This window comes from Dyella sp. 2RAB6, assembly GCF_052115385.1.
Lineage (GTDB): Bacteria > Pseudomonadota > Gammaproteobacteria > Xanthomonadales > Rhodanobacteraceae > Dyella_D.
The window spans coordinates 103,662-116,064 of sequence record NZ_JBFRGP010000003.1; the positions used below are offsets into that span (position 1 = coordinate 103,662).

The following is a 12,403-nucleotide window of genomic DNA, read 5'->3' on the forward strand; positions in this document are numbered from 1 at the left end:
TCAGTACAGATCGACCGGATCCACATCCAGCGACCAGCGCACCCGCCGCGCCGACGGCAGCGCCGACAAGCCGCGCGCCCACGGCCGCAGCGCGGCGTGCAGGGTGGCGCGGCTGGCTGCTTCGACCAGCAGTTGGCCGCGGTGCCGGCCCGCGCGCAGCGGCATCGGCGCGGGCATCGGGCCGGCGATGCCCAGTTCCGTCTGCGCCGCCGGTTGCAGCGCGTCGCGCGCATCGCGCAGGAACGCATCCACGTGCTCGCGCTGGTGCGCATCGGCGCGCAGCAGCACCTGATGCATATACGGCGGCAGCTGCACCGCCTGTCGCTCGGCCAGCAGCTCCTTCGCCGCGGCGGCGTAGCCCTGCGCCAGCAGCTGGCGCAGCAGCAGGTGTTCCGGATGGTGGGTCTGCAGGATCACCCGGCCGGGCTTGCTGGCGCGGCCCGCGCGTCCGGCCACCTGCACGATCAGCTGCGCCAGGCGCTCGCTGGCGCGGAAATCCACGCTGTGCAGGCCCTCGTCGACACCGACGATGGCGACCAGGGTGAGGTTGGGCAGGTCATGGCCCTTGGCCAGCATCTGCGTGCCGACCAGGATCGCCGGGCCGTCGCCGCGCAGGCGCTCGAGCAGTTCGTCGAAGGCGTCGCGGCGGCGCGTGGTCTCGCGGTCGATGCGCAGTACCGGCGCTTCGGGGAAGCGCGCAGTCAGCGCCTCCTCCAGGCGCTCGGTGCCCTGGCCCTGCGGTTTCAGGTCCGGGGCGTCGCACGAAGGGCACTGCTCGGGCACGCGCGTGCGGTAATCGCAGTGATGGCAGATCAGCTGGCGCCGCCCGGCATGCAGGGTGAGCGGGTGTTCGCAGCGCGGGCATTCCGCATGCCAGCCGCATTGATGGCACAGCAGCACCGGCGCATAGCCGCGGCGGTTGCGGAACACCAGCGCCTGTTCGCCGCGCGCGATGGTGTCGGCCACCGCGTTCAGCAGGGTGGGCGACAGGCCGTGCTCCAGCCGCTGCGCGCGCATGTCCACGATCTGCACCTGCGGCGGGCGGATCGCGCCGGGCCGCGCGCGCAGATGCAGTGCGCGATAGCGGCCGGCGTCCACATTGGCCAGCGATTCCAGCGAAGGCGTGGCCGAGCCCAGCAGCACCGGCACGCCCAGCGCGCGGCCGCGCAGCAGGGCGAGGTCGCGCGCGTGATAGCGGAAGCCTTCCTGCTGCTTGTAGGCGCCGTCGTGTTCTTCGTCGACCACGATCAGGCCGGCGCGCGGCAACGGCGTGAACACCGCCGAGCGCGTGCCCAGGATCACCCGCGCCTCGCCGTCGCGCGCGCGCAGCCAGGCGCGCGCGCGGTCGCCCTCGGCCAGGTTCGAATGCAGCACTTCCACCGGTACGCCCAGGCGTTCGCGCACGCGGCGCACGGTCTGCGGGGCCAGGCCGATCTCCGGCACCAGCAGCAGCGCCTGCTTGCCTTCGGCGATCACGCGCTCGATCAGCGCCAGGTACACCTCGGTCTTGCCACTGCCGGTGACGCCGTCGAGCAGGAACGGCTGGAAGCGGCCCAGCTCGGCACCGACCGCTGCGACCGCCGCCTGCTGCTCGGCGCTGAGCGGGAGCGCTGCGACCACCGGCTGCGGCGTGGCATCGGCAGTGCGGCGCACGCGCTCGATCAGGCCGGCGCTGGCAAGCCGGCGCGCCGCTTCGCGCCAGTCCGGCAGGCGTTCGTGCAATTCGCCGGCGCTCAGCGGCGCCGCGGCCAGCGTTTCCAGCAGGCGCCGGCTGCCGCCCTTGCGGCTGCCGGCATCCAGTGCGCTGCGGCCGGCCACGGTGAGCGCCCACACTTCCTCGTAGGTGTCGGGCAGCGGCTTGTCTTCGCGCAGCGCCAGCGGCAGCGCGTTGGCGTAGGCCTCGCCGGGCGCGCCCAGCCAGTAGTCGGCGGCCCAGGCCAGGGTCTTCATCAGTTCCGCATCGAGCAGCGGCGCCTCGTCCAGCAGCCGCAGCGCACGCTTCAGGCGCGAGCCGCCCAGGGTCGATTCGACGCCGGTCTCCACCACCACCCCGACCGCCTTGCCGCGCCCGAACGGCACCAGCACGCGGCTGCCCGGCTGCGCCTCGCCCGCCGCGGGCGGCAGGTAGTCGAACAGGGTCGGCAGGGGGACGGGCAGGGCGACGCGAAGAACGGAGGGCATGGCGATCCTCAAGGCGGGCCAGTGTAACGACCGTTCCGCCACAACGCCGGCGCAGGTTGGGGTGAGCCGCAGGCGAACCCCAACCCTGGCACCTTCGAGCGCCTCGCCACGTTGGGGTTCGCCTGCGGCTCACCCCAACCTACGCCTTCGTTTTCGACCACCTGCTGGCCCCCCGTCGAGAAGTACCCGGTAAGTGGCTCTGTGAAGGGGGAAAATTGGCTTATCCACAAGAGCTGTGGATAAGTCTGTGGATGCGCCGGGGAAGGGTGCCCTCAAAGCCAGAAAAATCGGACTTTGCGACGTGCTGTCGAACTTTTAGCCAACTTGTAATGTATTGATAATTCAATAACTTGGCTTGAGCGCTTGGCCGATGTTCATACAACTGACATCGAGGTGGTCAATCTATTGACAGTCCTGTGATGCTGTGCAAAACCCTCGCTGGCCCGATTCTGGCTAGGCTCGATCCGTCGGCCACTGCCCGGTTCCGGTGTGATGCACATCACAGAATTCAGGCCTATTGCTTAGTGCACGACACCCAGCGCCAGGGCGCTCATCACGGCGAATCCGAGCAGCCACGTGTAGCACCAGCCGACCATCAGGAACTTCAGGACGGTCATGGGCCAGCCCTGCCGGTAGACCCGTTTCTGCATCAGCAGCAGATAGACCGGCGCCCACACCGCCAGGGCGATTTCCACCCAGCCCAGCAGGTATCCGGCCCAGGCCGCATGCGGGGTGATCCAGGACTTCAGCAGGGCCAGCAGCACCCAGAGCAGCACGCTGGCGAACAGGAAGGCGTGGCTGTGCAGCGCCACGATCAGGTGCTCCATGAACAGCCGGCGCTTAAATATGTAGAACAGCTTCAGCAGCAGGGCGAACGCCGGCATCAGCACGAACATGGTCTGCGGCAGCGCGCCGAAGATGCCGGCCTTGACGCGCTCGGTGGCCTGTTCGCGCACCCCCGGGTCCGGACTCTTCCAGCCCTTGATGTTGGCGCTCAGGTTGGCGGCGGCGTGCTCCAGCCGCGTATTCATGAACTCGGGCAGCCAGGCGATGCGCACGTGATCGCGCTGGCCCAGCATGTCTTCGAGCTCGACGTCGTCGTTCTTGGCCGGCGCTTCCGCGCTGGAGGCGACGGCGGGCGCGGAAGCGGCCGCCGCCGGTGCCGCCGCCGACCCGCTCGCTCCCGGTGCGTTGGCCGCGTCGATCTTTGCGATGCGCCGCTCCGCCTGCTTGCGCAGGGTCTTCTCGGCCTTGACCAGGCCGGCATCGGCGCCGGGCACGTTGGCCACCGTCGAGCGCGCCTGCTGCAGGTCGGCGAGCTGTTCGTCCAGCGCGTGGCGGACTTCGTCGGCGGTCTTGAGGTCGTCGAACTGGTGCCGGTCGGTGTGGACGCCGGGCGAGAAATCCTTGGCGTGCGAGACCAGCACGTCGACCGCGATATGGGTCAGGAAGAACGCCAGCAGGCACAGCACGAACATCAGCCGGAACGGCGGCACGTAGCGCTGGCGGCGCCCGGAGAAATATTCCAGGGTGAGGAAGCCCGGCTTGGTCATCAGCGGCGGCAGGGTATGCAGCACGCGGCCGTCCACGTGGAGGATCGTCTCCAGCGTGTCCTCGAACATGTGGTGCACCGGCTTGAGCACGGTGTGGATCGATTGCCCGCAGTGGTGACAGAACTCGCCCTGCATGGGCGCCGTGCAATTGGCGCAATGCACGCCGTCGTACGAGACGATGTCTTTCCCGCTCACGTTGACCCCTCCCCTTACAAGCGGACGATCTTGGCATAAGAGTCTGACCAATAGCACCGCGCATGTGCCCGTCATCCCGGCGCAGGCCGGGATCCAGTAGAGACAAGGCACGTGAGAGGAACGGAGCCAACGAGCATGGCCGCCGGAGCTCGCCGCGACAATCAAGCGATACCGCTACTGGATCCCTGCCTGCGCCGGGATGACGGATGGTGGCGCCGGCATGAATCAAGAGTCGGTGCGAGCCTGTAGAATCGCCGGCCCTGGAGTCCCGATCTATGTTCCTTTCCCCTTCCGATCGCGCCCGCGTGGCACACGAGATCGGCGCCACCCTCGCGCTCGCGGCGCCGCTGATCCTTGCCCAGCTCGCCGCGGTAGGCACCAACGTGGTCGACGCCGTGCTCGCCGGCCATTACAGCGCGCACGTGCTGGGTGCGGTGGCGGTGGGTGCGAGCATCTGGGCGCTGGCGATCGTCAGCGGCATCGGCATGATGATGGCGGTGCCGCCTTCCGTTTCGCAGCTCGATGGCGCCGGGCGCCGCGGCGAAGTCGGCGCGGTGTTCCGCCAGGCGCTGTGGCTGGCGATCGGCATGGGCGTGCTGCTGTGGTTCGGCGTGCGCCATGCCGGTCCGCTGATCGACCTGATCGGGGTCGACCCCGGCCTGCGCAACGACGTGGTGGCGTTCCTGCACGCGATCAGCTGGGGCGCACCCGCGCTGACCTGTTATTTCGCGCTGCGCGGCCTGTCCGAAGGCCTGTCGATGACCTTGCCGTCGATGTTCTTCGCCCTGGCCGGCCTGTGCGTGCTGGCGCCGCTGGGTTACGTGCTGATGTTCGGCAAGTTCGGCCTGGAGCCGCAGGGGGCGCGTGGCTGCGGGGTCGCCACGGCGCTGGTGCTGTGGATGGAGATGCTCGGGTTCGCCGTCTATATCTCGCGCCACGGCAACTACCGCGGCCTGAACCTGGGCGAGCGCTTCGACCTGCCGAACCCGCGGCGCATCCGCGAACTGCTCTCGATCGGCCTGCCGATGGCGATCACCCTGCTGGCCGAAGGCGGCCTGTTCGTGGCGGTGGCGCTGGCCCTGGGCACGCTGGGCGAAACGGTGGTGGCCAGCCACCAGGTGGCGCTGAACATCGCCTCGGTGTTCTTCATGATCCCGCTGGGCCTGGCCATGGCGATCACCGTGCGCGTGGGCAACGCGGTCGGCCGCGGCGACGCCCAGGGTGTGCGCTACGCCGGTTTCTGCGGCATCGCCCTGGCCGTGCTCACCCAGATCGTGTCGGCCAGCCTGATGCTGGGCCTGCCGCATCTGATCGCCTCGCTGTATACCCGCGACGCGGCGGTCATCGCGCTGGCCACCCAGCTGATCGTGCTGGCCGGCGTGTTCCAGTTCTCCGACGGCATCCAGGTCGCCTCCAACGGCGCGCTGCGCGGCCTGAAGGACACCCGCGCGCCGATGGCGATGACGCTGTTCGCCTACTGGGTGATCGGCATGCCGTTCGGCTGGTGGCTGGCGTTCCGCCAGGGACTGGGCGCGCGCGGCATGTGGATGGGGCTGGTGGCCGGCCTGAGCGTGGCCGCGCTGCTGCTGTTCACCCGCTTCTGGCGCAGTTCGAAGACCGAGCGCTGGCGTCGCCCGACCAGCACTTCTCCCACATGACCTGTAAGACACGACGGGGTACGCTGCCGCCGTCTTATCGAGGAACGTACGAATGACGGAGCGCGGCACCAACGGTTTCTGGGCTTTCCTGCGCGTGTTCGGGCGTGGGATCAACGTGGTCAGGCTGGTCATCATCAACCTGATCTTCTTTGTGTTCCTTGGCTTCTTCCTGCTGCTGATGCTGGGCTTCTGGGCCGGCAGCCACGGCGAGCGCGGCATCCAGAACGACAGCGTGCTGGTGCTCAAGCCGCAGGGCGAACTGGTCGAACAGTTCAGCATCGAGCCGCTGGAGCGCGCGCTGCAGGGCCTGTCCGGCAATGCGCCCAAGCAGGTGCAGGTGCGCGACCTGGTGGCGGCGATCGACGCGGCCGCCGGCGACAGCCGCATCAGCCGCATCCTGCTGCAGCCGCAGGACGTGCACGCCGGCGGCTTCGCCGCGCTGCACGAGGTGGCCGCGGCGCTGGACCGCTTCCGCGCTGCCGGCAAGCCGGTGATCGTGTGGGCGTCGAACATGGACCAGGGCCAGTACTACCTGGCCGCGCACGCCGACCGCATCCTGCTCGATCCGATGGGTGGCGTGGTGCTGACCGGCCTTGCCAACTACCGCTTGTTCTACAAGGACCTGCTCGACCGCCTGGGCGTGGACGTGCACCTGTTCCGCGTCGGCCAGTTCAAGAGCGCGGCCGAGCCGTACATCCTCGACCACGCCTCGCCGGAGTCGAAGGAAGCCGATGCGTTCTGGATGGGCGGTCTGTGGGACCGCTATCTGGACGAGGTGGCAAAGCTGCGCAAGCTCCAACCGGCCGCGCTGCGCGCCGCCGTCGACGGCCTGCCGGAGGCGATCGCCGGCACCAAGGGCGACCTCGGCCAGCTCGCCTTCAACGAACACCTGGTCGACGGGCTGGCCACGCGCGACGACCTCGAAAACATGATGCGCAAGGAAGGCGTGCCGGCCGGCGGCAAGGGCGAAGGCTTCCGCCAGGTCGACCTGCGCCGCTACCTGGCCGGCGTGTCCGGCACCAGCGCGCTGCAAGCCGGCGTGGCGGTGGTGGTGGCCGAGGGCGAGATCGTCGGCGGCAAGCAGCCGCAGGGCACCATCGGCGGCGAGTCCACCGCGGCGCTGATCCGCACCGCGCGCGAGGACCGCCGCACCAAGGCGCTGGTGCTGCGCGTCAACTCGCCGGGTGGCGAGGTGTACGCGGCCGAGCAGATCCGCCGCGAGATCGCGCTGACCAAGGAAGCCGGCATTCCGGTGGTGGTGTCGATGGGCAACGTGGCCGCCAGCGGCGGCTACTGGATCTCGATGAATGCGGACCGCATCTTCGCCGAGCCCAATACGATCACCGGTTCCATCGGCATCTTCGGCATGTACTTCACCGTGCCCGGCACGCTGGACAAGCTCGGCGTGAAGACCGACGGCGTGGGCACCGGCCCGCTGGCCGGCGCGTTCAACATTACGCGTCCGCTGGACCCGAAGGTGGGCACGCTGATCCAGGCGATCATCGACAAGGGCTACCGCGACTTCGTCGGCGGTGTGGCAAAGGCGCGCGGCAAGCCGTACGACGCCATCGACACCATCGCCCAGGGTCGCGTGTGGACCGGCCAGCAGGCGCTGGAGCGCGGCCTGGTCGACCAGCTCGGCGGCCTGCGCGAAGCGGTCGCGGATGCAGCGCAGCGCGCCAAGCTAGGCAAGAACCCCTCGCTGCACTATGTCGAGGCGCCGCTGGGCGGCTTCGAGCAGTTCATCGTCAACCTCAACGACAGCTCGGCCACCATCGCGCTGCGCGCCTACGGCGTGCACCTGCCCGAGTGGGTGGCGCAGCTGCCGATGCTGGCGCCGGAGCTGAAGCTGCTGAAGAACGCGCAGTCGGGCAAGCCGAACGTGTATGCGTATTGCTTCTGCGAGCCGCGCTGAGTCGAACGAAGGTAGTGAAAAAAAACGGCGGCCATCGGGCCGCCGTTTTTCTTTATGGCACTGCGATCAGGCCGGCACCGCGCTGAAGTAGTCGCCGTCGCGTCCGACCCGCACGCGCATGCCGAAGGCTTCGCTCAGCGCGGCATCGGTGAGCACCTGGGCCTTGTCGCCATGGCGCAGCGCCTTGCCTTCGCGCAGCAGCAGCACGCGGCCGATCTCCGGCACGATTTCCTCGATGTGGTGGGTGACCAGCAGCAAGGTGGTGCCGCTGCGCGCCAGCGTGCGCAGGCTTTCCAGGAAGTGGCGGCGGGTGGCCAGGTCCAGGCCGGCGCTGGGTTCGTCCAGCAGCAGGGCGCGCGGACGGTGCACCAGGGCGCGCGCGATCAGCACGCGGCGCGCCTCGCCGGTGGACAGCGTGGCCAGGTCGCGGCCGAGCAGATGGGCGATACCCATCTGCGCCAGCGCCGCGTGCGCGCGTTCGCGCATCGCCGGCGTGGGGCGGTGGTCCGGGCCGAGGCCGCGCGCGGCGTAGAAGCCCGACACCACCGCGTCGAACACTTCCAGCGGCGTGTCGGTGGTGTAGTCCAGCTGCAGCGCGGGCGACACGATGCCGAGCAGGCTGCGCAGCTCGGCGACGTGCCAGCGCTCGCGCCCGAACACGCGCACGCTCGGCTGGCCGTCCTCGCGCGCCAGCGGATAGAGCTGGCGCGTCACCAGCTTCACCAGGGTGGACTTGCCCGAGCCGTTGGCGCCGAGGATGGCGGTGTGCTCGCCGGCGGCGACGCGCAGGCTCAGTGCCTCCAGGATCAGGCGCTCGCCGCGCAATACGCTGGCGCGGTCCAGTTCCAGTACCGGTGCGTCGGCGGCGATCGCGGGCGTGGCGTGTTCGACGGCGGTGGATTCGCGCGCCATGCCTTTACTGTTCCGCCGCGTCGACTTGCTTGCGCTGCTGTTCGGCCTGCTGGTCGACCACCTTCTGCACGTCCTTGGCCTTCTGCTCCTGCTTCTTCAGGTCGTCGAACGGGGTGGCGACGCGCGGCGCGGGCGCGGCTTCGGCCTTGGGCGTGGGCGGCTTGCCCGAGCAGGCGCTGAGGGCGAACAGGCTGAGCGGGAGGAAGAGCCATGCTTTCATGGTGGATGCTCCGTAGGGGCCGTCCGCAGTGTCCCGCGCAGGGAATGGCGCGGCAACCTCGGGCTGGTCCCCGCGTGACGCAGGTTCTAAGCTCGCCTGCATGAACAACCGTATCGACGCCTGGCAGCTGCAGGGCCACACCGCCTTGATCACGGGCGCCAGCAAGGGCATCGGTTACGCCGCCGCGCGCGAGCTGGCCGGCCTCGGCGCGAACCTGCTGCTGGTGGCGCGCGACAGCGATTACCTCGAACAGGTGCGGGTCGAACTGGCGGATGATTTCGAGCAGATCGAAGTGCTGGCCTTCGCCGCGGACCTCGGCGTGCAGGAGGACCGGCTGGCGGTGTTCGACTGGATCGCGGATCTCGGCGCGCCGCTGTCGCTGCTGGTCAACAACGCCGGCGGCAACATGCCCGCCGCGGCGCTGGACTACAGCGAGCGCGACTACCGCTCGATCTTCGAACTGAACCTGTTCTCCGCCTTCGAGATGTGCCGTCTGGCGCATCCGCAACTGGTGCAGCACGCCAACGCGGCGATCGTGAATGTCGGCTCGGTGTCCGGCATCACCCACGTGCGCACCGGCGCGGCCTATGGCATGAGCAAGGCCGCGCTGCACCAGCTCACCCGCAACCTCGCGGTGGAATGGGCCACCGATGGCATCCGTGTCAATGCGGTGGCGCCCTGGTATATCCGCACGCAACGCTCGGAGCCCGCGCTGGCGGACGACGACTATCTGGACGAAGTGCTCGACCACACCCCGCTGCGTCGTATCGGCGAGCCCGAGGAAGTGGCCGCGGCGATCGCCTTCCTGTGCCTGCCCGCGGCCAGCTACATCACCGGGCAGGTGCTGGCGGTGGATGGCGGGTTTCTCAATTACGGGTTCTGAGCGCATGAGCGCAACGACGTCGGCGTAGGTTGGGGTGAGCCGCAGGCGAACCCCAACAGGGGCACGGGCCGGGCACATCGTTGGGGTTCGCCTGCGGCTCACCCCAACCTACGCCGGCTGCTGCGCTCAGCGGCAATTCGCCAACTGCCCGCGCAGCTCCTCGTCGCGCCGTTCCAGCGGCGGGCGGTCGCTCTTGAAGGCGCGGCGCAGCTTGCGCGCGTTGTCGTCGTAGTCGCCCTGCAGGGCGTGGCAGGTTTCGTCGAAGCTCATCGGGCGGCACTGGTCCTGCACCCACACGTAGTTGCCCGAGACCAGCCCGGCGGTGACCTTGCCGCGGTTGAGCTCAGGCGCCGAGGCGCCTGAGCCGCCGCCGCGCGCCAGCGGCGTCTGCACCATGCCGACCATGCCGAACGGCGCGAGATAGGGCTGCGGGTCGCCGTTGCGGCTGATGTAGAACTTGCCGTCGGTCGCGCGCGTGCAGGCGTACAGGCCGGGCAGGGGCGCGGCCGGCTCCGCCGGGCGGGAGGGCGGCGCAGGCGGGCTGGTATCGCGGTCGTCGCCCGCCGGCGGCTGCTGCGGCGGCGCCGGTGCGGCCGGCGTGGGATCGGCCAGCTGCACGACGTCCTGCCGCTGCGCGCGGGCGCAGGGGCGGTCCTGGAAGGTCACCCGCCCATCGGCGCCGGTGCACTTGTAGACGGTGGCGGCGCCGGCCGGCAGGGCGGCCAGCGGCGACAGCAGGAGCAGCGAGAGGATCAGGCGGCGCATCGGCAGGATTCTATGCCTGCGGATGGCCGCCCGACTCAGAACTCCGCCTCATGTTCCTCGGCGGCGAAGCCCAGCGTGATGGCGCCCTCGCCGACGTTGACCATGCCGGTGATGCTCATCGGCGCTTCCATCAGCGCCACGCCGTGCTCGGCGCAGACGGTGCGCAGGTCGGCGTAGCCGGGCAGGTTGTCCAGTTCGGCCAGGTCGCCGCCGTAGCTCACGCACATCGCCGGCACCAGCAGGCCGGCACGCACCCGCTGCACGGCGTAGCCGAACAGGGTCTGCGCGCCGTGCTCGAAGCCGCGCACCTTGCCGGCCGGCCCGGTCTCGCCGCGGAAGCAGCGCAGCAGCGGCTTGATGTCCAGCGCCGAGCCCAGCACCGCGCTGAACAGGCCGACGCTGCGGTCGCCCTTCTTCTTGGCGCGCGCGCGCAGGTAATACAGGTCGCGCGGCAGCATGTAGCCGTAGGAATGGTTGGCGATGAAGGTGGCGCGCTCGCGGATCGCCGGCGGCGTCTCGCCGGCCTTGACCAGGCGGGCGGCTTCCACGATGGCCGGCGCGGTGCCGGCGAACAGGTTGCGGGTGTCGATCACGCGCATCAGGAACTGGCCGGACAACCCGGCCCGCTCGCGCGCCGCGCGGTAGTGCTTGAGCACCGCGAAGCTGGCCTTGTTGACGTGGTCGTTGATCGGGCTGCGCGTGGCGGTGACGGTGAGGCAGAACACGCAGTCCTGCTCCAGCACGAGTTTTTCCAGGAACAGCTTCTGCACCTCTTCCACCGAGCAGGGCTCGGTTTCGGCCGAGTGGCTGCGGTCGCCCAGCTTGCGGTCGATGAAGCGGCGGACTTCGACGGCGCCGCGGTCGTCGAGGAAGGTTTCGCTGTCGACCCGCACGGTGATCGGCATCACCGTGACGCCGTGTTCCTCCAGGAAGCCCTGCGGAATATCGCAGGACGCATCGATGGCCAGCCCCATGCGCATCTTTTTACCCCCTAGCTCGACTGCGGCGGGAACATAACATGGGCCGGCGCCTGTGCCGACTGGGTCACATAACACGCGCCGGCCATGCGGCACTGCGCCATGCGGGAGCCGGGGCCGGTTCCGGCTAGAATGATGCGGATCATTCGGCCTATCGCCGGCGTGGCGTCGCCGGTAACGCGGTGCGGGAGGCTCCCGCGCCCATCGACCTGCCAAAGGGTCCCATGAAAGACAAACAGGAAATCGTTTCCAACTGGCTGCCGCGCTATACCGGCACGCCGCTGGATCAGTTCGGCGACTACGTGCTGCTGACCAATTTCGGCCACTACGTCGATCTGTTCGCCGAATGGCATGGCGTGGAAGTGCAGGGACGCGACCGTCCCATGCCCAATGCCACCGCCGACGGCATCACCTTGATCAACTTCGGCATGGGCAGCCCCAATGCCGCCACGGTGATGGACCTGCTCAGCGCCATCGCGCCCAAGGCCGCCTTGTTCCTGGGCAAGTGCGGCGGCCTGAAGAAGAAGAACGCGATCGGCGACCTGGTGCTGCCGATCGCCGCCATCCGTGGCGAGGGCACCTCGAACGACTATCTGCCGCCGGAAGTGCCAGCGCTGCCGGCGTTCCAGCTGCAGCGTGGCGTCTCCACCATGATCCGCGACCTCGGCTACGACTACTGGACCGGCACGGTGTACACCACCAACCGCCGCGTGTGGGAGCACGACGAGCAGTTCAAGGACTACCTGCGCCGCACCCGCTGCATGGCGGTGGACATGGAGACCGCCACCATCTTCGCCGCGGGCTTCGCCAACGAGATCCCCTGCGGCGCGCTGCTGCTGGTCTCGGACCAGCCGATGATCCCGGAAGGGGTGAAGACCGAGGCCAGCGACCGCGGCGTGACGGCGCAGTTCGTCGAGCGCCATATCCGCATCGGCATCGAGGCGCTGAAGCTGGTGCGCCGCAACGGCCGCAGCGTGAAGCACCTGCGCTTCGAGGAAAACGTCGAGTAAGTGCGCACTTCCCCTTCTCCCCGTCCGGGGAGAAGGTTTTCGTATCGCCCGCAAAAAAAGGGACCGCCTCGCGGCGGCCCATATGGGGAGATACCAGCTGTTTGTCGGCGCGGGGAACTCCATCCGTGGATCCC

Annotated in this window: 10 protein-coding genes; 4 read left to right on the plus strand and 6 right to left on the minus strand. The window is 69.2% G+C overall.

Features of this window, described 5'->3' with window-relative positions; all coding sequences use genetic code 11:
• Nucleotides 1-2,181 carry a primosomal protein N' gene (locus AB4083_RS06340; RefSeq protein WP_441606924.1) on the minus strand — a complete coding sequence of 727 codons (2,181 nt, stop codon included), beginning with the start codon at nt 2,179-2,181 and terminating at the stop codon, nt 1-3.
• Between the two features lie 521 nt (nt 2,182-2,702).
• Nucleotides 2,703-3,929, minus strand: coding sequence for a DUF3667 domain-containing protein (locus AB4083_RS06345; protein ID WP_441606925.1), 1,227 nt, complete (start codon nt 3,927-3,929; stop codon nt 2,703-2,705).
• Nucleotides 3,930-4,204: 275 nt separating this feature from the next.
• Here AB4083_RS06345 and AB4083_RS06350 point away from each other — a divergent pair, with 275 nt between their 5' ends.
• Together AB4083_RS06350 and sppA are read left to right on the plus strand one after the other, a co-directional pair.
• Complete coding sequence (locus tag AB4083_RS06350; RefSeq protein WP_441606926.1) at nt 4,205-5,587, plus strand: MATE family efflux transporter; 1,383 nt, start codon at nt 4,205-4,207, stop codon at nt 5,585-5,587.
• Between the two features lie 52 nt (nt 5,588-5,639).
• Nucleotides 5,640-7,502 (plus strand): signal peptide peptidase SppA, encoded by a 1,863-nt coding sequence (gene sppA, locus AB4083_RS06355; protein ID WP_441606927.1) that lies wholly within the window; start codon nt 5,640-5,642, stop codon nt 7,500-7,502.
• Nucleotides 7,503-7,568: 66 nt separating this feature from the next.
• Here sppA and AB4083_RS06360 read toward each other — a convergent pair whose 3' ends face one another.
• Together AB4083_RS06360 and AB4083_RS06365 are read right to left on the minus strand one after the other, a co-directional pair.
• A complete protein-coding gene (locus AB4083_RS06360; RefSeq protein WP_441606928.1) occupies nt 7,569-8,414 on the minus strand; it encodes an ABC transporter ATP-binding protein in 846 nt (281 codons plus the stop codon).
• A gap of 4 nt (nt 8,415-8,418) precedes the next feature.
• Nucleotides 8,419-8,634, minus strand: coding sequence for a hypothetical protein (locus AB4083_RS06365; protein WP_441606929.1), 216 nt, complete (start codon nt 8,632-8,634; stop codon nt 8,419-8,421).
• A 100-nt stretch (nt 8,635-8,734) separates the two neighbouring features.
• On the opposite strand from AB4083_RS06365, the gene AB4083_RS06370 reads away from it, so the two are divergent.
• Entirely contained in the window at nt 8,735-9,517 is a 783-nt protein-coding gene (locus AB4083_RS06370; protein ID WP_441606930.1) for an SDR family oxidoreductase, read from the plus strand.
• Between the two features lie 126 nt (nt 9,518-9,643).
• On the opposite strand, the gene AB4083_RS06375 is transcribed toward AB4083_RS06370, so the two are convergent.
• Nucleotides 9,644-10,282: a DUF4124 domain-containing protein gene (locus tag AB4083_RS06375; protein ID WP_441606931.1), complete on the minus strand. Its 639-nt coding sequence runs from the start codon at nt 10,280-10,282 to the stop codon at nt 9,644-9,646.
• Nucleotides 10,283-10,317: 35 nt separating this feature from the next.
• On the minus strand, nt 10,318-11,262 hold the full coding sequence (locus AB4083_RS06380) for a DegV family protein (protein ID WP_441606932.1): 945 nt from the start codon (nt 11,260-11,262) through the stop codon (nt 10,318-10,320).
• A 221-nt stretch (nt 11,263-11,483) separates the two neighbouring features.
• On the opposite strand from AB4083_RS06380, the gene AB4083_RS06385 reads away from it, so the two are divergent.
• Nucleotides 11,484-12,269: an AMP nucleosidase gene (locus AB4083_RS06385; protein WP_441606933.1), complete on the plus strand. Its 786-nt coding sequence runs from the start codon at nt 11,484-11,486 to the stop codon at nt 12,267-12,269.
• The last annotated feature ends 134 nt before the right edge of the window (nt 12,270-12,403 follow it).